This window comes from Pedobacter borealis DSM 19626, assembly GCF_000708285.2.
Classification (GTDB): Bacteria; Bacteroidota; Bacteroidia; order Sphingobacteriales; family Sphingobacteriaceae; genus Pedobacter; species Pedobacter borealis.
This window is the reverse complement of sequence record NZ_JAUG01000007.1, coordinates 14,019-35,508: the sequence shown is the minus strand read 5'-3', so window position 1 is coordinate 35,508 and position 21,490 is coordinate 14,019. Positions and strand designations below refer to the sequence as shown.

Below are 21,490 nucleotides of genomic sequence, written 5' to 3'. Positions count from 1 at the left end.
AACATTGAAAGGAAGTCCCCTTTAGGGGATTTAGGGGATATGAATCATAACCATCCGGTATTTACAGATAACGACCCGCAAAGTGAGCTGGTAACCTTAAACTTAGGCCCAACACACCCTGCAACACACGGCGTTTTTCAAAACGTTTTGCAATTAGATGGCGAACGTATTGTAAGCGGCGTTTCTACCATTGGGTATATCCACCGTGCTTTCGAAAAGATTGCCGAGCATCGCCCATTTTATCAAATTACACCACTTACCGACCGTTTAAACTATTGCTCGTCGCCTATTAACAATATGGGATGGCACATGACGGTTGAAAAGTTGTTAAATATTCAGATGCCGAAACGTGTAGATTATCTTCGGGTAATCATTATGGAGCTTTCGCGTATTGCCGATCACATTATCTGTAACACGATTATTGGTCAGGATACCGGCGCAACAACCACTTTCTTATACCTATTTCAGTTCCGTGAGCATATTTACGAAATCTTCGAAGAAGTTTGTGGTGCACGTTTAACCACAAATATTGGCCGTATTGGTGGGTTTGAAAGAGATTTCAATGATATCGCCTTTGCTAAAATCGATAAGTTTTTAAAAGAATTCCCTAAAGCGTTAAAAGAGTTCGAAAATCTGTTAACACGTAACCGTATTTTTATTGATAGAACGGCTGGTGTTGCAGAAGTAACTAAAGAAGCTGCTTTAGAATATAGCTGGACTGGACCGCTTTTGCGTGCTACCGGTGTAGATTACGATGTGCGTGTAAGCGATCCATATTCTTCATATCAGGATTTCGACTTTGAAGTTCCGGTAGGTACAAGTGGGGATATTTACGACAGATATTTAGTGCGTAATGAAGAGATGTGGCAGAGCATCCGCATTATCGAACAAGCGCTTGTGAAGTTAAAAACGGAACCAAAAGGTATTTTCCATGCCGATGTTCCTGAATTTTACCTTCCTCCAAAACAAGAAGTTTACAACAATATGGAAGCATTAATCTATCACTTCAAAATTGTGATGGGTGAGATTGATGCGCCAAAAGCAGAAGTTTATCACGCTGTAGAAGGCGGAAATGGTGAATTAGGATTCTATCTGATTAACGATGGAGGCCGAACGCCATATCGTTTACACTTCCGCAGACCAAGTTTTATAAACTACCAGATGTTTGCGCCAATGAGCGAGGGCATGTTATTGTCTGATGCCATTATCAACATGAGTAGTATGAATATTATTGCAGGAGAATTAGATGCTTAAAGTAGAAGAACAAACACCTGTAGTGTTTTCATCAGAATTGCTGGCCAAATTTGATGATGTAAAAAGCCGTTATCCTGAAGGTAAGCACAAATCAGCTTTGCTGCCATTATTACACTTGGTACAGGCCGAATACCTTTGGGTGAGTACATCAGCTATGGATAAGGTTGCCGAGTATTTAAATATTCAGCCAATTGAAGTGTATGAGGTGGCAACATTTTATACCATGTACTTTTTAAAACCACAAGGTAAGTATGCTTTGGAGGTTTGCCGTACCGGGCCTTGTTGCCTGGTTGGTGCCGAAAAAATATTAAGCCACTTGGAAAACAAGTTAGGTGTTAAAGAAGGTGAAGTTACTGCCGATGGTTTATTCAGCTTTAGAGGAGTTGAATGTTTAGCGGCCTGTGGTTTCGGTCCGGTGCTGCAAATTAGCCCGGAATATACTTTCTACGAAAACCTTACCGAAGCAAGTGTAGATAAATTGATTGAAGATTTGAAAAATAAGTCTTAAGTCGAAAGTCTTAAGTCGAGAGTCGTTGTGACTTAAGGCTATGGACTATGGACTACAGACTATAGACTAATTAAAATGTCTCGAAAACTGTTACTTGAGCATATAAACGTACCGGGCATCAATACACTTGAAGTCTATCGCCAAAAAGGCGGGTACCGTGCTGTGGAAAAAGCCCTTAAAACTTTAACACCCGAAGAGATTGTTGAAGAAGTTAAGAAATCGGGCTTACGCGGTCGCGGAGGTGCGGGTTTCCCAACTGGGATGAAATGGAGCTTTTTGGCTAAACCAGAAGGTGTTGCACGTTATTTGGTGTGTAATGCTGATGAATCTGAGCCAGGAACTTTTAAAGACCGTTATTTGATGACTTATATTCCCCATGCGTTAATTGAGGGAATGATTGTATCAAGTTTCGCATTAGGTGCCAAGGTTTCGTACATCTATGTACGTGGCGAGATGATGCCTCAGATCCGCATTTTAGAAAAAGCAATTGCTGAAGCTAAAGCTGCAGGATGGTTGGGTAAAAACATTTTAGGAACAGGTTACGATTTAGAATTATATGTTCAGCCAGGTGGTGGCGCTTACATTTGCGGTGAAGAAACTGCTTTGTTAGAGTCGCTTGAAGGTAAAAGAGGTAATCCACGGATTAAACCACCATTTCCTGCAATTGCAGGGTTATATGGTTGCCCTACAGTGGTTAACAATGTTGAATCTATTGCTGCAGTGGTGCCGATTATCAACGATGGTGGAGATGAATATGCAAAAATTGGTATCGGTAGAAGTACAGGTACAAAATTAATATCCGCATCAGGTAATTTAGTAAAACCAGGCGTTTACGAAATCGAATTGGGTTTACCGGTAGAAGAATTTATTTATTCAGACGAGTATTGTGGCGGTATTGCGAATGGTAAACGTTTAAAGGCAACGGTTGCGGGTGGATCATCTGTGCCTATTTTGCCAGCTAATTTAACCTTGAAATATGCTAACGGCGAACCTCGTTTAATGAGCTACGAATCGTTATCAGAAGGTGGGTTTGCTACAGGAACCATGATGGGTTCAGGTGGTTTTATTGCTTTTGATGAAGATCAGTGCATTGTTCGTAATACCTGGAATTTTTCTCGTTTTTATCACCACGAAAGCTGTGGACAGTGTTCACCTTGCCGCGAAGGTACCGGATGGATGGAAAAAGTGCTTCATAAAATCGAACATGGCCATGGCAGCATGGAAGATGTTGATTTATTGTGGGATATTCAACGCAAAATTGAAGGGAATACAATCTGCCCGTTGGGTGATGCAGCAGCCTGGCCAGTAGCCAGTGCAATCCGTCACTTCAGGGATGAATTTGAATGGCATATTAAAGAACCTGTTAAGAGTCAGAGCCAAAATTACGGTATCGCAAATTATGCAACACCGATTGAGAAAGCTCCGGTAACGGAAGAGAAATAAAATCTTAAGGTCGCGATTTGCGACCAGTTGAATATGTAATTTAAAACCTAAGATCACAATTTGTGATCTTAGAAATAAACTTGTAAATGCCGAAACAAGAGACATTAATAATTCCTAATGAGGTAATTGTAAACAAAATTTATCTTTTTAGAGGAGTTAAGGTGATGTTAGATTCTGATTTAGCAGAACTCTTTGGCGTTGAGACTAAAAGATTAAAAGAACAAGTTAGAAGAAATATAGAGCGTTTTCCAGAGCACTTTATGTTCGAATTAACAAAAGAAGAAAATGAGGTCTTAAGGTCGCAATTTGCGACCTTAGAACAAGGAAAATACTCAAAGTATCTTCCGTTTGCATTTAGTGAGCATGGTGTTTTACAACTATCAAACGTTTTAAAAAGTAAACAGGCGGTAGAAGTAAGTATTAAAATTATTGATGTGTTTGTACAGCTTAGAACGATGGTTTTAAGCAATACAGAAATAAGATTAGAAGTAGAAAAGATTAAAAAGAAAGTAGATAATCAAGATAAAAATATTGAAGTGATCTTCAGATATTTTGACGAACTATTGGAACAAAAAGAAAAACCAAGAAAAGAAATTGGTTATAAAATCTCGAAAGAGAAATAATAAATTGTAAAAAAGATTACTTCGTACCTCGCAATGACGGTAGAAGTATAAAAAATAAAAAGAATATCATTAACCATGAGTGAAAAAGTTAAGGTTACGATAGATGGAATAACAGTAGAGGTTGATAACGGCACAACCATTCTGAATGCTGCAAGGCAGATCGGAGGGGATATTGTTCCGCCAGCAATGTGCTATTATTCTAAATTACAAGGCAGTGGCGGTAAATGCCGTACCTGTATTGTAAAAGTGACTAAAGGTTCGGAGAAAGATCCTCGTCCAATGCCTAAGTTGGTGGCTTCTTGCCGCACAACCGTAATGGATGGGATGGAAGTGCTTAACATTACTTCACCAGAAGTTTTGGAAGCACGTGCAGGTGTTGTAGAGATCTTATTGATTAATCACCCCTTAGATTGCCCTGTTTGCGATCAGGCAGGAGAGTGCGATTTGCAGAATTTGGGCTACGAGCATGGTTTGCAAAAAACACGTTATGAGTTTGAACGCCGTACTTTCGAGCGTATCGATATAGGTGATAAAATCCAATTGCACATGAACCGTTGTATTTTGTGCTACCGTTGTGTTTTCACGGCTGATCAGATTACTAACAAACGTGTTCATGGGATCTTAAACCGTGGCGACCATTCCGAAATTTCTACTTACATTACCCAGGCTGTTGATAACGATTTCTCAGGAAACGTAATCGATGTTTGCCCGGTAGGTGCTTTAACCGATAAAACTTTCCGTTTTAAAAACCGTGTTTGGTTTACCAAACCAGTTGATGCACACCGTGATTGCGATCACGAAAAATGCAACGGTAAAGTAACACTTTGGTATAAAGGAGCAGATGTTTTACGTGTTACCGCACGTAAAGATCAGTTTGGAGAAGTAGAAGAATTTATTTGCAATACTTGCCGCTTCGATAAAAAAGCAACAGCTGATTGGGTAATTGAACACCCAACACACATTGATGATACTTCGGTAATTGCATCTAATCACTACGAAACATTAAAACCTTTGCATGTAATTCAGCCAAATGAGGCATTACAAGCTGCAAATGAAATTGAATTACATAAAACAGTTAAATACTAATGGATAGCGCTTTTGTTATAGAAAAATTTATCCTGGTAGCTGTAATTTTCGGCATCAGTTTAGTTATTGCCATGTATTCTACTTATGCAGAACGTAAAGTTGCTGCGTATTTACAAGATCGTTTAGGCCCTGATAGAGCTGGTCCCTTTGGTATTTTACAACCGTTGGCCGATGGATTAAAAATGTTTATGAAAGAGGAAATTATTCCTACCTCATCAAACAGATTTTTATTTATAGCTGGTCCGGGTTTGGCATTGCTTTGTGCCTGTATAGGTACGGCGGTTATCCCGTGGGGCAGTCCTGTTTTAATTGCAGGCAAAACTATTCCTTTACAGGTTTCAGATATCAATGTTGGAGTTTTATACATTTTTGGAGTCGTTTCTTTAGGTGTTTATGGCGTAATGATTGGGGGATGGGCCTCAAACAACAAATACTCTTTGTTAAGTGCGATCCGTGCAGCTTCGCAGAACATCAGTTATGAAATTGCAATGGGATTATCGATCATCGCTTTGCTTTTAATGACGAATACCTTAAGCTTAAAAGAAATCGTTGATCAGCAACATGGATGGAGATGGAATGTTTTATATCAGCCACTTGGATTTTTAATCTTTATGGTTTGTTCATTTGCAGAAACCAACCGTGCGCCATTCGATTTACCTGAATGCGAAACGGAATTAATCGGTGGTTACCATACCGAATATTCTTCAATGAAATTAGGTTTTTATTTATTTGCTGAATATATCAACATGTTTGTATCATCGGCAGTAATGGCCGCTTTATATTGGGGTGGTTATAATTACCCTGGTATGGATTCGATGGCGGTGTGGTTAGGCCCAACCTGGGCACCACTTTTTGGTACAGCAGTTTTCTTCGGTAAAATATGTGCTTTCATCTTTTTCTTTATGTGGGTACGTTGGACAATCCCTCGTTTCCGTTACGATCAATTGATGAATTTAGGTTGGAAAGGTTTAATACCTTTGGCTATTGCCAATATTATAATAACAGGTGTTGTGATTGCGATTATTGAGAAGTTTTAATTATGGAATCATTAAGTAATAAGAAAAAAGTACTGGAACAAAAGCCATTGAGCTTTATGGAACGGATGTACCTACCGGCAATTGCTAAAGGTATGGGCATTACCATCAGTCACTTATTTAAAAAAGAGGCTACTATAAGATATCCTGAAGTAGAACGTGAATTCTCTACCAACTTTAGAGGGATGCACTCGCTAAAGCGCGATGAGAATGGTAAAGAACGTTGTACTGCCTGCGGTTTATGCGCTTTATCTTGTCCAGCTGAAGCCATTACCATGATTGCAGCTGAACGTAAACCTGAGGAGAAAGATTTATACCGCGAAGAAAAATATGCAGCAACTTACGAAATCAATATGTTGCGTTGCATTTTCTGTGGATTATGTGAAGAGGCTTGTCCAAAAGAGGCAATTTACTTAGATGGACCTATTGTACCTGCTGATTATTTACGTAAAGATTTCATTTACGGAAAAGATAAGTTGGTAGAGGCTCCATTGGAAATGAAAAAATAAAATGATGGTTCGTGAAGACACGAACCATGGTAAACAATCTTAAGCCTCGGTTCGTGTCTTCACGAAACGAAATATAAATAATGGTTTGTGGAGACACAAACCATGGAACATAAATAAACAATTAATTAATGAGTACACAAGTATTCTATTTCGTAGCCACATTAAGTATCATCTTTTCGCTGATGGTGATTTTTGCAAAAAATCCGATCCACAGTGTATTGTACTTAATCCTTACCTTTTTTACCTTTACTGTACACTATGTGCTATTAAACGCACAGTTTTTAGCGGTGGTAAACTTTATCGTTTACATGGGGGCCATAATGGTATTGTTTCTTTTTGTACTGATGCTACTTAACCTGAACAAAGAAACTGAACCGAGTAAATCGCCACTGATCAAAATCGTAGGTGTAATTGCTGGCGGTTGTTTGGTTGTAACCTTAATCGGTTCTTTAAAATCAGCAAGTATTACCAGTCCATTGATTTTGAAAAATCCAGGATTAGGATTGGTAGAAAATCTAGGTAAGGAGCTTTTTGGCCCATTCTTATTACCATTCGAATTGTCATCTCTATTACTATTGGCAGCAATGGTTGGAGCCGTTTTATTATCTAAAAGAGATGAGGTAGAAGCATAATGGAAAATTTATTCACACAAGCAGCAGGCGTTCCGCTAAACCACTACATCTATTTAAGTGCCATTATTTTTTCTATTGGCGTAATCGGTGTACTTACGCGCAGAAATGCCATTGTAATTTTTATGTCGGTTGAGCTGATGCTAAATGCGGTTAACTTACTTTTAACGGCATTCTCGGTTCATAACAATGACCCATCAGGGCAGGTTTTCGTATTCTTCATTATGGCTTTGGCAGCTGCAGAGGTTGCAGTAGGCCTGGCAATTATCGTAATGGTTTACAGAAATACGAAATCAGTAGATATTAATGTTTTAAATCGCCTTAAGTGGTAAATATATAATAAGAATGACAATAGAACAATTGATTTGGTTGGTTCCGTTACTTCCTTTTTTAGGGTTTGTAATTAATGGACTGGGCAGAAACTCTTTATCTAAAGGACTTGTTGGTATCATCGGAAGCGGGGTAATCTTAGCCTCCTTTATCATCAGCGTAGTTATTTTCTTTAGTTTACAAGGCGACACACAAAAATCTCACGAAGTATTTTTATTCGATTGGATCAGCGCGGGTGCATTACACATTCCATTATCTTTCCTGGTTGATCCTTTAAGTTCGATCATGCTTTTGATCATCACCGGAATTGGTTTCCTGATCCATTTATATTCTACCAGCTACATGTACAATGATGCTGGATTCGGTAAGTTTTTCTCTTATCTGAACCTGTTTGTATTCTTCATGCTTTTATTGGTATTGGGATCAAACTACATCGTTATGTTTATCGGTTGGGAAGGTGTAGGTTTATGCTCTTACCTGTTAATCGGTTTCTGGTATACAAACAGTGCTTATGCCTCAGCGGCTAAAAAAGCTTTCGTAATGAACCGTATTGGCGATTTAGGCTTTTTGTTAGGCGTATTCTTAATCTTCACCACTTTTGGTAGTGTAGAATTTGCTAAAGTTTTCCCTCAAGCAGCTAATATGTTGCCCGGTAATGATACACTGGTTTTAATTACCATCTTGTTGTTTATCGGTGCCTGCGGTAAATCGGCTCAATTGCCTTTGTTTACCTGGTTACCAGATGCAATGGCCGGACCAACGCCAGTTTCGGCTTTGATCCACGCAGCTACAATGGTTACAGCTGGTATTTATATGATTGCACGTTCGAGCGTATTGTTCGATCTTGCTCCGCTTACACAGCACATTATTGCTATTGTTGGAGCGGCTACGGCTTTAGTTGCAGCAATTATTGCTTTAACACAGACTGATATTAAAAAAGTGTTGGCTTATTCAACCGTATCGCAATTGGGATATATGTTTTTAGGCCTGGGTGTTGGCGCTTATACAGGTTCATGCTTCCATGTTTTAACCCACGCATTCTTTAAAGCACTATTATTCTTGGGCGCAGGTTCGGTTATCCATGCCATGCACCATGAGCAAGATATGCGTCACATGGGCGGATTGAGAAAGAAACTTCCGGTTACTTTCTTAACTATGCTGATCGGTACCATTGCTATTGCAGGTTTACCACCGTTCTCTGGTTTCTTCTCAAAGGATGAAATTTTAGCACATGCTTTCCAGGCTAGTCCGATACTTTGGGGAATTGGGGTTTTAACCGCATTCTTAACGGCATTCTATATGTTCAGAATGATGTTCTTGACTTTCTTTGGCAAATACCGTGGAACACATCATGAAGAAAGCCATGTGCACGAATCGCCAAAAGCAATGACTTTACCTTTAATCATTTTGGCTGTTCTTGCTGCAATTGGTGGAGCAATCAACTTCCCGCATATTTTTGGTGGAAACGAATGGCTGGCACATTGGTTAACTGGTGCAGGCGTTGCGCAACACGAACTAGATTTAAACCATTCAACTGAAATAGGTTTAATGGCGATATCAGTAACCGCCGCTATAGCAGCTTTATTTTATGCTCATAGCAGGTATGTAAGGGGAGCACGCGTTCCTGTTGCTGATGAAGCACCGCGTTCTGCTCTGGCAAAGTTATCCTATAATAAATTCTACCTCGATGAAATTTATGATTTCTTGATCACTAAGCCATTAGATGCACTTTCGAAATTCTTTTATAAGATTATCGATAACAAATTTATCGATGGAATGGTGAACGGATTGGGATGGAGTACAAATGAAGCCAGTAAAGGTATTCGTTTGCTACAAAGTGGAAACGTAGGTTTCTATATTTTTATGATGGTATTTGGTATCATCGCATTACTTGCATATACATTTTATTACATATAAAAAGGGTTCAAAATTAAATAATGGAACAACTTTTACTACTTATATTTCTTCCGCTTGTAGGTGCAATTATTACTGCATTTGCTGGTAAGTCGGCTAAAATAGTTTCGACCGTATTTTCGGTTGTTTCTTTGGTTTTGACTTTGGTTATCGCCGGTAATTTCATTCCAAATGCAAGTACCCAGTTTGAGGTTAATTTGCCTTGGATTGCAGATTTAGGCATCAATTTCCACGCAGGTATCGATGGCATTAGTATGCTTGTGGTATTGCTAACCAATTTATTGGTGCCGATCATTATTTTATCGAGCTACAACCACCAGTATAAAAATCCGGCTGCATTTTATGCGTTGATTTTGTTTATGCAATGTGGCTTATTGTTGGTATTTACTGCATTAGATGCATTCTTGTTCTATATTGGATGGGAAGCAGCGTTAATCCCAATTTATTTTATCTGTGCCATCTGGGGAGGAAAAGACCGCATCCGTATCAACATGAAATTTTTCGTGTATACCATTGCAGGTTCGTTATTTATGTTGATGGGTATTATTTACCTGTACCTTCAAAACCCTGCACACAATTTTGATATTCAGGCTTTTTACGCTTTAAACTTAGATAGTGCACAACAGGGATGGATTTTCTGGGCTTTCTTTATCGCTTTTGCTATTAAGATGCCGATTTTTCCTTTCCACACCTGGCAGCCTGATACTTATACCGCGGCACCTACACAAGGAACGATGCTATTATCGGGCATCATGTTAAAAATGGGTATTTATGGTGTAATCAGGTGGTTATTACCAATTGTTCCGGCAGGCGTTCACGACTGGGGCCAAGTGGCTATTGTTTTATCAATAATCGGTATTGTTTATGCTTCGCTGATTGCTTTTACACAAAAGGATGCTAAACGTTTGGTAGCTTATTCATCTATTGCTCACGTTGGATTAATTTCAGCAGGTATCTTCGCTTTCAACCAGCAAGGTATGCAAGGTGCGATGGTACAAATGTTGAGTCATGGTATTAATGTAGTGGGTTTATTCTTTGTTTTAGATATCATCTTCTCTCGTGTTAAAACCAATAAAATTGAAGAGTTGGGCGGAATTGCGAAAGTAGCACCGCAGTTGGCGCTTACTTTTCTGATCATTGTTTTAGGCACGGTAGCTTTACCGGGAACAAACGGATTTATTGGTGAATTTTTATTGCTGATGGGTGTTTACAACTACGGTATTTGGGCTGCAGCTATTGCAGGATTAACCATTATCTTCGGTGCAGTTTACATGTTACGCATGTACCAAAATGTAATGCTGGGCGAAACCAACAGCTTAACCATCACTTTTACCGATATTAAAGGAACCGAAAAATTGGTTCTTTATACCATATGTGCATTAATTATTGTTTTGGGTATTTATCCAAAACCAGTTTTGCATTTAACAGAGGCATCTGTACAACATTTATTAGAACAGGTAAATCAAAAATTAAACACAGTAAAATAAGCAATGAATATTATTATAACCATTAGTATAACAGCTTTTATAGTGCTTTATGCAGGTTTGTTTAAGGCAAATAAAGCATTACTACCACTTACCGTTGTTGGCTTACTTACTGCACTAGGATTTACTTTTTGTGCATGGAATGGCAATGCTGTTCATTTCGGAATGATGCAGACAGATAACTTCGCCTTGGCATTTTCCGGGATCTGTATTATCGGTACACTTTTAATCTTTTTATTAACACAGAATTATTTCCACGCTAAAAGCGATAACATAGCCGAATATTATACCTTGATTCTTTTCGCGCTGGCGGGAATGATCATGATGGTATCGTATAAAAATATGGCCATGTTATTTGTAGGCTTAGAAATCATGTCGGTGAGTTTATACATTTTGGCCGGTATCCGTAAAAAGGATTTTGCCTCTAACGAAGCTTCATTAAAGTATTTCTTAATGGGTGCTTTCTCAACAGGCTTCCTGTTATTTGGTATCACCCTAATTTATGGTGCCACAGGCTCATTCGATTTAGATAAAATACAAGCCTATCTAGTAAATAGTCAGGCAATTTCTCCAATATTTTATCCAGGTGTTATCCTGATGATGATCGGTTTAAGCTTTAAGGTTGGTGCTGCTCCTTTCCACTTCTGGACTCCAGATGTATACGAAGGCGCTCCTTCATTAATTACCACTTTCATGAGTACTGTAGTTAAAACTGCAGGCTTTGCTGCTTTTTTAAGATTATTTGCTGGTGCACTTGCGCCACTTCACGATTTTTGGGCTGCACCACTTATGGTGATTGTTTGTTTAACCTTATTTATCGGAAACGTAACTGCGCTGTTCCAGAAGAACTTCAAACGCATGTTGGCATACTCGAGTATTTCGCATGCGGGTTACCTGTTGTTTTCGCTTATTGTGTTAACCAAAAACTCTGGAAACAACGTATTGGTTTATGCGGCGGCTTATACTTTCGCATCAATTATCGCTTTTGCGGTATTAATATTAGTAAAACAAAAAACGGGTAGCGATAGCTTCGAAAGTTTCAATGGTTTGGCTAAACGCAATCCACTAATAGCATTATGTTTAACAGTAGCTATGCTTTCGTTAGCCGGTATTCCGCTAACAGCTGGCTTCATCGGGAAATATTTAATGTTCCTGAATGTAATGACCGAATATAAAACCTTACTTGTTGCATTTGCGATTTTAAATGCGCTGGTTGGCTTCTATTATTATTTTAGGGTAATTGCAGCCATGTGGTTTAAAGATGGCGCAGAAACAGAGCTTTCAGCTCCGGCACAGTACAAGGTTGTGTTACTGGTTTCTGTAGCAATTACATTAATTTTAGGTATTTATCCTGCAATTATTTTAAACCTGATATAGGTATGCTGTTGTTTGATAATTATTTGTAGTTTTACGAATAATTGAATATGCACGATTTTTGGAATAACCTGCATCAGCTACTTGATCCCGAGAAATTATTGAGGGAGGGTGGTTTCTATCTCGTCGTATTCGTTATCTATGCAGAAACGGGCCTGTTTTTTGGTTTTTTTCTTCCCGGTGATTATTTATTGTTTTTAGCGGGAATGTTTGTAGCAACAGGCAAGCTTGATGTGAACATTGCGGTGCTCTTGGCGGGCTTGTGTTTCGCAGCCATTTCTGGAAATTTTACCGGCTATTGGTTCGGGCGTAAAACTGGCCCCGTATTGTACACCAGAAAAGACAGTTTCTTTTTTAAGAAGAGATATTTAAAAGCTGCAGAGGATTATTATCATAAACAAGGAGCCTTTGCATTAATTATGGGCAGGTTTGTGCCAATAGTTAGAACTTTTGCACCGATTTTTGCGGGAGTTGTAAAATTAGAGTTTAAAAAGTTTGCGCTATACAATGTTGTTGGTGGCGTACTTTGGATCTGCTCCTTAACTTTGCTCGGTTATTTTTTGGGCAGAAGGTTTGAAAAAGAAATTAACGATTATTTATTATATATTATTATTGGCTTTATCCTTATTACAACTATACCATTATTAATTACCTTTGTAAAAAGTAAAGTAGTGAGTGGTCCTGAAGAGGATAAAACAGATTTAAATTAAAAATGGCAAAAGACGATCATCACGCATGGCATAGCGTATCTCCTGGGCACAATGTTCCGGAAATTGTAAACGCAATTATTGAAATTCCAAAAGGATCAAAAGCAAAATACGAAATAGATAAAGAATCAGGTCTGATCAAGTTAGATAGGGTTCTTTTTTCATCAGTAATGTACCCGGCAAATTATGGCTTTATTCCGCAAACTTATTGCGATGATAAGGATCCATTAGATATTTTGGTGCTTTGCTCGGTAGATGTTTATCCAATGACATTGATCGAAGCGAAAGTTGTAGGTGTAATGCACATGGTAGATAATGGAGAGCAAGATGATAAAATTATCGCGGTTGCTGCTCACGATATGTCGGTAAACTACATCAACGATTTAGATGAATTGCCTCCACACCAAATGAAAGAGATTGTTCGTTTCTTTCAGGATTATAAAGCATTAGAAGATAAAAATGTAACTATAGAACATTTACTTGGTGTTCGTTATGCGCATAAAGTAATTAAAGAAAGCATAGAACTTTATAACACAACATTTAGAGAATTGGCTTAATGGATTTACCCACGGTATGTTTGTTTTTAAATTTTGAGCTAAGTGCAATCCTGCCCACAAAAGTAGTTTTGGTTGCTTTACAAGAACCCGATACCACTTCTGTAGGCTGGCGATTATTCTTTGCATTATTTTTGGTGTTATTAAACGGATTTTTTGTTGCAGCAGAGTTTGCAATTGTAAAAGTCCGGGCATCACAGATTGAAATTAAAGCAAAAACAGGCAGTCGTGTTGGCAAAATGGCCAAAGGGATTATTCATAACCTTGATGGATATCTGGCAGCCACACAGCTGGGTATAACGCTTGCATCACTTGGCTTAGGTTGGGTAGGTGAAGGCGTTATGCATACCATTTTCAAAAATCTGTTCGATAGTTTGGAGTGGGGATTGAGCGATGCTTCTATCCATACTGCATCTACAATTGTTGCCTTCTCGTTGATTACGATTATGCATATTGTATTTGGTGAATTGGCGCCTAAATCTTTTGCTATCCAACGGCCGGTAGCAACAACCTTATTTGTTTCTGTACCATTGCAGCTATTTTATGTGGTATTTAGACCATTCATCTGGACATTAAACAGTCTTGCTGCGATTATTCTTAAACCATTCGGAATCGACACTTCAAGCGGACATGAATCGCTTCATAGTACCGAAGAACTTCAGTATTTATTAGACCAGGGTAAAGAAAGCGGAGCCTTAGATAATAACGAACATGAGCTGATTAAAAACGTATTCGATTTTAATGAGCGAGTGGTGAAGAATATCATGGTACCTCGGACCAAGATTTCGGGTATTGAACTAACTTCTCCAAAAGAAGAAGTGATTGATACGATTATTAAAGAAGGGTATTCGCGTTTACCGGTTTATGATGAGATCATGGATAAAATTGTAGGGATTATCCATGCAAAAGATATTTTACCATTGGTTGCAGCGGGTAATCAGCATTGGACATTAAACGATATCATCAGAAAACCATATTTCGTTACAGAAACCAAGAAAATCAACGATCTGATGAGTGAACTGCAAAGTAACCGCATACAGATTGCTATTGTATTAGATGAGTTTGGCGGTACAGCGGGCATGGTTACGTTAGAAGATATTGTTGAAGAGCTTGTTGGAGAAATCCAGGATGAATACGATGAAGAAAAGCCACTGGTAGAAAAAGTTTCTGACAATGAGTTTATCGTAAATGCATTCGCTACTGTATATGATGTAAATGAACATCTACCTCACGATTTACCAGAGGATGAAGATTTCGATACCATTGGTGGTTTGGTTTCTCATGTTTTTGAACGTATTCCTGAGGTAGGCGAAAGCAACGAATCATACGGATATCTGTTTACCATCCTTAAAAAAACAGAGCAGAATATCGAAACAATCAAGTTAGAATTGGTAATCAATAAAGCGGATATGGTTGATAATCATTAATTTCAACTATGCATATTTTTTATACACCAGATACAATCCAAAATACTTATACGCTTAACGAAGAAGAGAGCAAACATTGCGTTAGGGTACTTCGCCTTACCATAGGCTCAATCGTTAACCTCGTTGATGGGAAAGGTGGTTTTTACACTGCTGAAATCACTTCTGATAATCCGAAAAAAGTCTCCTTATCCATTTTAAACGTAGAAACGGAGTTTCATAAAAGAAATCATTACCTGCATATTGCTGTTGCGCCAACTAAAAATATCGACCGAATCGAATGGTTTTTAGAAAAAGCTACAGAGTTGGGTATTGATGAAATTACACCAATTATTACCGATCGATCGGAGCGTAGGATAGTTAAAGAGGATCGGCTCAACAAAGTGATTACTTCGGCTGTTAAGCAATCGATAAAAGCCTATCATCCAAAATTAAATGATGCCATTTCTTTGGATGCTTTTTTAAAAGAATCATTCGATGGTCATAAATTAATAGCGCATTGTATCGATAACGGGGAGAAACAATATATATCCAAACTTGTAGCTCCACATCAAAAATACTTAATTCTTATTGGTCCTGAAGGAGATTTCACACCTGATGAAGTTAATTTAGCTTTGAACAAAGGCTTTAAAGCATTAACTTTAGGTGATAACAGATTGCGCACAGAAACGGCTGCATTATCTGTTTGTTTTGAAATCAATTACCTTAACCGATAATCAATTTGAAGTTTTCAGTTTTCAGTTTTCAGTTTTCCAGGTTTCAGCTTTGGTCTTTCAGCTTTGGTCTTTTAGCTTTTAGCTTCGTGTTTTTTGCTTTTATCCCGCCAACCTACCGCATGGCCAAATTAAAGTATAACGGTGGTGGTGATTGGTATGCAGATAGAACAGCTTTGCCCAACTTAATTGCCTACTGTAATGCCAATTTGAAGACTAATTTTTATGCCGAAGAAAGTATCGTAGAAGTAGGCTCGAAAGAAATATTCAATTATCCATTTGTTTACATGACTGGCCACGGAAACGTAGTTTTTAACGATCAGGAAATTAAAAATTTAAGGCAATACCTTACAGGTGGTGGTTTTCTTCATATTGATGATAATTATGGATTGGATAAATTTATCCGCCCGCAGATGAAAAAAGTATTCCCGGAACTTAGTTTTGTCGAATTGCCGGCCAACCATGCATTATATAACCAGAAATTTAAGTTCCCGGGAGGCTTGCCAAAAATCCACGAGCACGATAATAAAAGACCTCAGGGATTTGCATTAATTTATAAAGGTAGAGTTGTGTGCTATTACACCTATGAGTGCGATTTAGGGAATGGCTGGGAAGATTTTGGTACTTATCCTGAAGATACACAAGAAACGAGGACTAAGGCACTTAAAATGGGTGCAAATTTGGTTCAGTATGCTTTAACCCAATAACAAATGTATAAAGTAAAAATAAACGATCAGTTTTTATTCGAGGTTGAAAATAAGGAGTTACCTTTTTTGGTAAACGGAGAACCTATTCAGTTCGATCTGAGTTCAATTGGGAATAATATTACGCACGTTTTATACCAGAATAAATCTTTTAATACAGAGCTGGTTGAGCTGAACAAAGCAGATAAAACCTGTAAAATAAAGGTTAACGGTAATATTTATCAGATTAGCATCGAAGATCAGTTTGATGTTTTGTTAAAACAGCTGGGACTGGATAATTTAACCGCTAATAAAGTTTCAGAAATTAAAGCACCGATGCCTGGTTTAGTACTAAAGGTTTTGGTTGAAGAGAACGCTGAGGTAAAGAAAGGTGATAACCTATTGGTGCTGGAAGCGATGAAAATGGAAAATATCCTAAAATCATCAACCGATGGTGTAATAAAGAAAGTTTTGATTAAGCAGGGCGATAAGGTAGAGAAGAACCAGATCTTGATTCAGTTTAAGTAGATAGCTTTTGCCATTAAAGAGTTAATATAGTGTCGTCACCCTGAATTTATTTCAGGGTCTTTTAGCTTGAAAGATGCTGAAATAAATTCAGCATGACGATCGCCTCGTCAAATGAGCGAAATACAATACACAAAAAAAGTCCCGATCATCTCGGGACTTTTCTTTTTTATTTACCTCTACTTACCCGGTAAGGTTTTTGAGGAGGGTTTTTAAAATTTCTTTTCCCTGCAGTACTAATTTCTGGAGCGCCAAGCATAGTCATGGCGCAACGGAAACCAACTTCTGCAGATGATTCATCTTGTTGCATAAAACGGCGTGTTGCTGGGTTTAACCAGTAAGCCATGTCATTCCAAGAACCACCTTTATAAACTCTGGATTTATCGTTTACAAGCGTTACACCTTCTTCATTTAATAAAATATTTTGTCTATCACGGTAACCTCTTTGATCGGCCTGATAACTGGTCGATGCTACTGGAGATTGTGGATCAGTCGATTTTGAAATCGAATCGGAACGTTTCGCCTGTGCCTGTTTTTCTGCCCAGGTTTGTTTTCTTCCAGCGTAAGCATTTTCCTTAATCGGGTTACCATATTTATCCAATGCAATTTTTCCGCTTTGCGAATCCTCTAGTTTTTTATTGGTGAAATAGTTACCACGATATGGGTTAAATGCATCTGCATCAGTAAATGTACCTGTTCTGTACACATCATTAACCCATTCATTCACGTTTCCAGCCATATTATATAAGCCGAAGTCGTTTGGTGCATATTGAATAACCGGAACAGTTAAATCTCCTTTATCATTTAATGAACCACCAACACCCATATAATCGCCAGGTGCTCTTTTAAAGTTGGCCTGAATCATACCTCTGGTTTTCTTTTTGGCCGAACTTACGCCTAAGCCATTCCACGGGTAGATTTTATTCTGATTGATGTTTTCGTATTCTGTATTGCCAATTAAACCTAAAGCAGCATATTCCCATTCAGCTTCTGTTGGTAAACGATAAGGCTGCATAATTACACCATCCTCTAGTGTCGCAGTTCTTCTAGGCTGGTTGTTTTTACCTCCAGATGCTGGGGCTGCTGTTCCTCCAGCGGTTGATGTAGCTGCACCTGATTTTGTATTGTAATCGATTGGTGCATTTTTCCCCTTATCATCATACTGGCCATTTAAATATGCATCAGTATTAAAAGGTTTGTCTGGTTTTGGAGTCGCCGCTGCTGTAGTAGCAGCATGGCCTTTTCCATTACCAGCTAAAGTTTTATAATCAGTTAAAATTCCTTTTTCGCGTAGAATAAATTCGTTAGCTCTCGAAGTTCTCCATTCGCAATAACGTGATGCCTGCTCCCATGAAACACCTACAACAGGGTAGTCACGGTAAGCTGGGTGTCTTAAATAGTTATCTACATAAGGTTCGTTGTATGATAATGCGCGGCGCCACACTAAAGTATCAGGAAGCTCATTATAATAAAACTCACGATCTTCAGGGTAGTTGTATCTGATCCAGTGTAAGTATTCTAACCAATCGGTATTCGATACTTCAGTTTCATCCATGTAAAAAGATGGAACAGTAACCTGTCTTTTATAATTGTAAATATTTGGCTCAACACCTGCAACCTCGATGGCGCTACCCCCCACAACTAAAACTCCACCTTCAATTGGAATTAAACCAGGCCCCGGAGCTCTCTTGTATTGAGTAGCTACAGCAAAAGCACCAGATTGGTTGTTTTTGCTTTTCCTATCGGCATAAGGAATACCTGTTTTGCTAGAACTGTTCCCTCCTTTTGAGCTACAGCTCGTAAGTAGGGCAGCTAATGACAAACAAGTAAAAGAATATAGTAACAGTTTTTTCATATAGTTCGTTGGGAATATCGTCCCTATAGGGATCCAACCGATAAAATTAAACAATTTTAAATGAATATATAAATAATGTGGTAATAAAATATCGATTATATTTTTGAGTGATAACGTATTATTTTAAAGCGTATTGTGTCTACTTACTTTTTCAGTTAAATTTAAGTTAAATAATTATAAATAAGCAAGATAAAAAGAAATGGAGGTGATTGAGAAGTGCTGTTAGCAAGCCATTAGCCCAATAGGTGGAATTACTTTTATTATAGCTCAGGTCATCTCAAGATTAATTTTTTTTATGTTTTTAGTGACAGCTTAAACACGCATATATAAAAAGAGTATTGTTATAGTTTATAGAGATTGCAATAAATTAACCATATTTGATTTAAAGATTATTAAGTTGACAAATCGAATTAATAATTTTATAAAAAAAGGAAATAGCTCAATTACGATGCTAAATGGTTATTAGTTATGGGTTTAGGTTTTTTGCAGTCACACCGGTATGTAAAAATCGTAGGTTTAATTAGTAAATAATCATAGAATTCGTATTTTGGGTGAAATATAAGTTTTGGTTTTACGTTACAGAATATATTCTCCAGTTATTGCTAAATACCAAAATCTAAAATCACGTACCTTTAAAGGATGAATTTCAAGTACATCAGTAAACTTGCTTTTTCTGCACTCTCAATGGCCTTGGTGTTTGGTAAAACAAATGCTCAGGTAACCATAGGCAATACCCAAACAAATGGTAGCGAGGCAAACAATATTGTAACAGCAGTTCCATTTCTGCTGATAACACCCGATGCCCGTGCCGGTGCAATGGGTGATGCTGGCGTAGCCGTTGCAGGTGATGTAAATTCAGCCAGCATTAATGCCGCTAAACTTGCTTTTTTAGATAAACCTTATGGATTTTCTGTTTCATATAGTCCATGGTTAAAAAGCCTGGTGCCTGATATTAATCTTGCTTATTTAAGTGGTTTTTATAAATTGGATGATCGCAATACCATTGGCGCATCTTTGAGATATTTTTCTTTAGGCTCTATTCAGCTAACTGATATCAACCAACAGGACTTGGGTATTTCCAATCCGAATGAATTGGCATTTGATGTTTCTTTCGCCCGTAATTTTGGTAAAGAGTTTTCATTAGGGACTTCATTAAGATATATTTATTCAAATTTAGTTTCAGGTCAGTTTGCATCCTCAGGACAAGTGCACAGTGGAAATGCGGTAGCAGTTGATGTTTCGGGATTGTATAAAACGACTACAACGGTATTTGGCAGGCAGACTGTTCTTTCTGCTGGTGCTAATATTTCCAACATCGGAACAAAAATGAGCTATTCTGATGGTGGAGAGAACTTCTTTTTACCAACCAATTTTAAACTAGGAGGTGCGTCTACCTTCACGATGGACGATTTTAGCACCTTAACCTTTGCGCTCGATTTTAATAAATTGTTGGTGCCAACACAACCGATATACGATTCGAACAATAACATTGTAAGCGGAAAAGATCCAAACCGATCCGTTCCAGCAGGAATTTTTGGTTCGTTTACTGATGCACCAGGCGGTTTTAGTGAAGAATTAAAGGAAGTAGGAATTTCAACAGGCTTAGAGTACTGGTATAACCAACAGTTTGCAGTGAGAGCAGGTTACAACTATCAGAGCCCAATGAAAGGCGATAGCCGCTACTTTACCTTGGGCCTTGGATTAAAATACAACGTTTTTAATATAGATTTCTCTTATTTGATTGCAAATGCACAAACAAGTCCACTTGCAAATACCTTACGTTTTGGTCTATTGTTTAACTTTGGCGACAAAAAGATTGTTAAAAAGTAATTTTAAGCTATCAGTTTATAATTAACCGATTAACGTGTTTAAACAATTAACCTAAATACCCATGAAAATTAGAGTAGGTTTCGGATTCGATGTACATCAGTTAAAAGATCAGCACCCTTTTGTTGTTGGTGGAGTTATATTAGATCATCATAAAGGTGCTTTTGGGCATTCGGATGCCGATGTTTTGCTTCACGCCATCTGCGATGCGCTTTTAGGGGCAGCCAACCTTCGCGATATTGGTTTCCATTTCAAGAATACAGATGATAGATGGAAAGGCATCAGTAGCCTCGTTTTATTGAAGGAAACGGTTAAATTGTTGACCGAAAAAGGATGGCAAATTGGCAATATAGATGCGATGCTTTGTTTAGAAGCGCCAAAAATTAACCCTCATATTCCTGCTATGCAGCAAAATATTGCTGAGGCCATTGGAATTTCTACCGAGGATATTTCGATAAAAGCCACTACCAATGAGCAAATGGGATTTATCGGCAGAGAAGAAGGTGTTGTTTCTTATGCCGTTTGCCTGATAGAAAAACCTTAGTCTATATTAGAATTTTCTTGCCGTTAAGTAAGAAATCGGTAAGCCAATACAGAAAACAAGGATTACCGCATTTAAAATCGCCCGTTCATAATGAAACGGTGCTGTAGGTATTTTGGTTAGCGGAACAATCAAGAGGGTCATAATCGTCCAAACGATAATGCCATATAGTATTCCTGAAATGATAATGTTTTTACGTAAAACAGGTGTTTTTATTGATGCAATAGTAAAAATCAAGGTGAAGCAAAAAGCAATAAAGTAGTGGAGTGCTAAACCTATAAGAGCCGTTTTGGTCCCTCCAGCAAAAGCATTTGGTCCCATAATAGCACTGGAGATATACTGAAATACCCCTATAAAATTCATCTTTCCTAAAAATATAACTGCTGCCAGTCCATCTAATGTTCCGGCGATAAGCGCAATAAATAAAACCTGTTTAAAGGAAAATATAGTTTGGTTAGATTTTTCCATAAACA

At 38.1% G+C, this 21,490-nt stretch carries 22 protein-coding genes; 20 read left to right on the top strand and 2 right to left on the bottom strand.

Annotation, left to right across the window (positions count from 1 at the left end):
• Positions 1 to 39 precede the first annotated feature (39 nt).
• The 18 genes from AW17_RS03625 to AW17_RS03540 all read left to right on the top strand — a co-directional run bounded on the left by AW17_RS03625 (position 40) and on the right by AW17_RS03540 (position 16,797).
• Entirely contained in the window at positions 40 to 1,254 is a 1,215-nt protein-coding gene (locus AW17_RS03625) for an NADH-quinone oxidoreductase subunit D (protein WP_029274755.1), read from the top strand.
• On the top strand, positions 1,247 to 1,762 hold the full coding sequence (locus AW17_RS03620) for an NADH-quinone oxidoreductase subunit NuoE family protein (RefSeq protein ID WP_029274754.1): 516 nt from the start codon (positions 1,247 to 1,249) through the stop codon (positions 1,760 to 1,762). Before AW17_RS03625 ends, AW17_RS03620 begins: the two co-directional genes overlap by 8 nt.
• Positions 1,763 to 1,837: 75 nt before the next feature.
• Positions 1,838 to 3,205, top strand: coding sequence for an NADH-quinone oxidoreductase subunit NuoF (nuoF, locus tag AW17_RS03615; RefSeq protein ID WP_029274753.1), 1,368 nt, complete (start codon positions 1,838 to 1,840; stop codon positions 3,203 to 3,205).
• A gap of 86 nt (positions 3,206 to 3,291) precedes the next feature.
• Positions 3,292 to 3,828, top strand: coding sequence for an ORF6N domain-containing protein (locus tag AW17_RS03610; RefSeq protein ID WP_029274752.1), 537 nt, complete (start codon positions 3,292 to 3,294; stop codon positions 3,826 to 3,828).
• A gap of 75 nt (positions 3,829 to 3,903) precedes the next feature.
• Complete coding sequence (locus tag AW17_RS03605) at positions 3,904 to 4,914, top strand: NADH-quinone oxidoreductase subunit G (protein WP_029274750.1); 1,011 nt, start codon at positions 3,904 to 3,906, stop codon at positions 4,912 to 4,914.
• Positions 4,914 to 5,951, top strand: coding sequence for an NADH-quinone oxidoreductase subunit NuoH (gene nuoH, locus AW17_RS03600; protein ID WP_029274749.1), 1,038 nt, complete (start codon positions 4,914 to 4,916; stop codon positions 5,949 to 5,951). The genes AW17_RS03605 and nuoH overlap by 1 nt, the downstream gene beginning before the upstream one ends.
• A 2-nt stretch (positions 5,952 to 5,953) precedes the next feature.
• Positions 5,954 to 6,457 (top strand): NuoI/complex I 23 kDa subunit family protein, encoded by a 504-nt coding sequence (locus tag AW17_RS03595; protein ID WP_025146332.1) that lies wholly within the window; start codon positions 5,954 to 5,956, stop codon positions 6,455 to 6,457.
• A gap of 128 nt (positions 6,458 to 6,585) precedes the next feature.
• Positions 6,586 to 7,089, top strand: a complete 504-nt coding sequence (locus tag AW17_RS03590) for an NADH-quinone oxidoreductase subunit J family protein (RefSeq protein ID WP_029274747.1) — start codon at positions 6,586 to 6,588, stop codon at positions 7,087 to 7,089.
• Positions 7,089 to 7,418 carry an NADH-quinone oxidoreductase subunit NuoK gene (gene nuoK / locus AW17_RS03585; protein ID WP_029274746.1) on the top strand — a complete coding sequence of 110 codons (330 nt, stop codon included), beginning with the start codon at positions 7,089 to 7,091 and terminating at the stop codon, positions 7,416 to 7,418. Before AW17_RS03590 ends, nuoK begins: the two co-directional genes overlap by 1 nt.
• 13 nt (positions 7,419 to 7,431) lie before the next feature.
• Positions 7,432 to 9,333 carry an NADH-quinone oxidoreductase subunit L gene (gene nuoL / locus AW17_RS03580; RefSeq protein WP_029274745.1) on the top strand — a complete coding sequence of 634 codons (1,902 nt, stop codon included), beginning with the start codon at positions 7,432 to 7,434 and terminating at the stop codon, positions 9,331 to 9,333.
• A 20-nt stretch (positions 9,334 to 9,353) separates the two neighbouring features.
• Complete coding sequence (locus tag AW17_RS03575; protein ID WP_029274744.1) at positions 9,354 to 10,817, top strand: complex I subunit 4 family protein; 1,464 nt, start codon at positions 9,354 to 9,356, stop codon at positions 10,815 to 10,817.
• Between the two features lie 3 nt (positions 10,818 to 10,820).
• Positions 10,821 to 12,191 carry an NADH-quinone oxidoreductase subunit N gene (locus AW17_RS03570; protein WP_029274743.1) on the top strand — a complete coding sequence of 457 codons (1,371 nt, stop codon included), beginning with the start codon at positions 10,821 to 10,823 and terminating at the stop codon, positions 12,189 to 12,191.
• Between the two features lie 47 nt (positions 12,192 to 12,238).
• Positions 12,239 to 12,898 carry a DedA family protein gene (locus AW17_RS03565; protein ID WP_029274742.1) on the top strand — a complete coding sequence of 220 codons (660 nt, stop codon included), beginning with the start codon at positions 12,239 to 12,241 and terminating at the stop codon, positions 12,896 to 12,898.
• A gap of 2 nt (positions 12,899 to 12,900) precedes the next feature.
• Complete coding sequence (locus tag AW17_RS03560) at positions 12,901 to 13,452, top strand: inorganic diphosphatase (protein WP_025146339.1); 552 nt, start codon at positions 12,901 to 12,903, stop codon at positions 13,450 to 13,452.
• Positions 13,452 to 14,876 (top strand): hemolysin family protein, encoded by a 1,425-nt coding sequence (locus AW17_RS03555; RefSeq protein ID WP_083488619.1) that lies wholly within the window; start codon positions 13,452 to 13,454, stop codon positions 14,874 to 14,876. Before AW17_RS03560 ends, AW17_RS03555 begins: the two co-directional genes overlap by 1 nt.
• 8 nt (positions 14,877 to 14,884) lie before the next feature.
• Entirely contained in the window at positions 14,885 to 15,589 is a 705-nt protein-coding gene (locus AW17_RS03550; RefSeq protein WP_029274739.1) for a 16S rRNA (uracil(1498)-N(3))-methyltransferase, read from the top strand.
• A 119-nt stretch (positions 15,590 to 15,708) separates the two neighbouring features.
• The gene (locus AW17_RS03545) at positions 15,709 to 16,293 is read left to right on the top strand and encodes a DUF4159 domain-containing protein (protein ID WP_029274737.1); all 585 of its coding nucleotides are present in this window, start codon (positions 15,709 to 15,711) and stop codon (positions 16,291 to 16,293) included.
• A 3-nt stretch (positions 16,294 to 16,296) separates the two neighbouring features.
• Positions 16,297 to 16,797: an acyl-CoA carboxylase biotin carboxyl carrier protein subunit gene (locus tag AW17_RS03540; RefSeq protein WP_029274736.1), complete on the top strand. Its 501-nt coding sequence runs from the start codon at positions 16,297 to 16,299 to the stop codon at positions 16,795 to 16,797.
• A gap of 166 nt (positions 16,798 to 16,963) precedes the next feature.
• On the opposite strand, the gene AW17_RS03535 is transcribed toward AW17_RS03540, so the two are convergent.
• Positions 16,964 to 18,649, bottom strand: coding sequence for an SUMF1/EgtB/PvdO family nonheme iron enzyme (locus AW17_RS03535; protein ID WP_029274735.1), 1,686 nt, complete (start codon positions 18,647 to 18,649; stop codon positions 16,964 to 16,966).
• Between the two features lie 639 nt (positions 18,650 to 19,288).
• Between AW17_RS03535 and porV the strand changes: the two genes are divergently transcribed.
• Entirely contained in the window at positions 19,289 to 20,479 is a 1,191-nt protein-coding gene (gene porV, locus AW17_RS03530; protein WP_029274734.1) for a type IX secretion system outer membrane channel protein PorV, read from the top strand.
• Positions 20,480 to 20,540: 61 nt separating this feature from the next.
• Positions 20,541 to 21,020 (top strand): 2-C-methyl-D-erythritol 2,4-cyclodiphosphate synthase, encoded by a 480-nt coding sequence (gene ispF / locus AW17_RS03525; protein ID WP_029274733.1) that lies wholly within the window; start codon positions 20,541 to 20,543, stop codon positions 21,018 to 21,020.
• A 6-nt stretch (positions 21,021 to 21,026) separates the two neighbouring features.
• On the opposite strand, the gene AW17_RS03520 is transcribed toward ispF, so the two are convergent.
• Positions 21,027 to 21,485 (bottom strand): hypothetical protein, encoded by a 459-nt coding sequence (locus AW17_RS03520; RefSeq protein WP_051691615.1) that lies wholly within the window; start codon positions 21,483 to 21,485, stop codon positions 21,027 to 21,029.
• Positions 21,486 to 21,490: the final 5 nt, after the last annotated feature.

Coding starts and splice junctions, on each gene's coding strand:
- AW17_RS03625 (WP_029274755.1), top strand. CDS start 40: ATGAATCATAACCATCCGGTATTTACAGATAACGACCCGCAAAGTGAG.
- AW17_RS03620 (WP_029274754.1), top strand. CDS start 1,247: ATGCTTAAAGTAGAAGAACAAACACCTGTAGTGTTTTCATCAGAATTG.
- nuoF (WP_029274753.1), top strand. CDS start 1,838: ATGTCTCGAAAACTGTTACTTGAGCATATAAACGTACCGGGCATCAAT.
- AW17_RS03610 (WP_029274752.1), top strand. CDS start 3,292: ATGCCGAAACAAGAGACATTAATAATTCCTAATGAGGTAATTGTAAAC.
- AW17_RS03605 (WP_029274750.1), top strand. CDS start 3,904: ATGAGTGAAAAAGTTAAGGTTACGATAGATGGAATAACAGTAGAGGTT.
- nuoH (WP_029274749.1), top strand. CDS start 4,914: ATGGATAGCGCTTTTGTTATAGAAAAATTTATCCTGGTAGCTGTAATT.
- AW17_RS03595 (WP_025146332.1), top strand. CDS start 5,954: ATGGAATCATTAAGTAATAAGAAAAAAGTACTGGAACAAAAGCCATTG.
- AW17_RS03590 (WP_029274747.1), top strand. CDS start 6,586: ATGAGTACACAAGTATTCTATTTCGTAGCCACATTAAGTATCATCTTT.
- nuoK (WP_029274746.1), top strand. CDS start 7,089: ATGGAAAATTTATTCACACAAGCAGCAGGCGTTCCGCTAAACCACTAC.
- nuoL (WP_029274745.1), top strand. CDS start 7,432: ATGACAATAGAACAATTGATTTGGTTGGTTCCGTTACTTCCTTTTTTA.
- AW17_RS03575 (WP_029274744.1), top strand. CDS start 9,354: ATGGAACAACTTTTACTACTTATATTTCTTCCGCTTGTAGGTGCAATT.
- AW17_RS03570 (WP_029274743.1), top strand. CDS start 10,821: ATGAATATTATTATAACCATTAGTATAACAGCTTTTATAGTGCTTTAT.
- AW17_RS03565 (WP_029274742.1), top strand. CDS start 12,239: ATGCACGATTTTTGGAATAACCTGCATCAGCTACTTGATCCCGAGAAA.
- AW17_RS03560 (WP_025146339.1), top strand. CDS start 12,901: ATGGCAAAAGACGATCATCACGCATGGCATAGCGTATCTCCTGGGCAC.
- AW17_RS03555 (WP_083488619.1), top strand. CDS start 13,452: ATGGATTTACCCACGGTATGTTTGTTTTTAAATTTTGAGCTAAGTGCA.
- AW17_RS03550 (WP_029274739.1), top strand. CDS start 14,885: ATGCATATTTTTTATACACCAGATACAATCCAAAATACTTATACGCTT.
- AW17_RS03545 (WP_029274737.1), top strand. CDS start 15,709: ATGGCCAAATTAAAGTATAACGGTGGTGGTGATTGGTATGCAGATAGA.
- AW17_RS03540 (WP_029274736.1), top strand. CDS start 16,297: ATGTATAAAGTAAAAATAAACGATCAGTTTTTATTCGAGGTTGAAAAT.
- AW17_RS03535 (WP_029274735.1), bottom strand. CDS start 18,649: ATGAAAAAACTGTTACTATATTCTTTTACTTGTTTGTCATTAGCTGCC.
- porV (WP_029274734.1), top strand. CDS start 19,289: ATGAATTTCAAGTACATCAGTAAACTTGCTTTTTCTGCACTCTCAATG.
- ispF (WP_029274733.1), top strand. CDS start 20,541: ATGAAAATTAGAGTAGGTTTCGGATTCGATGTACATCAGTTAAAAGAT.
- AW17_RS03520 (WP_051691615.1), bottom strand. CDS start 21,485: ATGGAAAAATCTAACCAAACTATATTTTCCTTTAAACAGGTTTTATTT.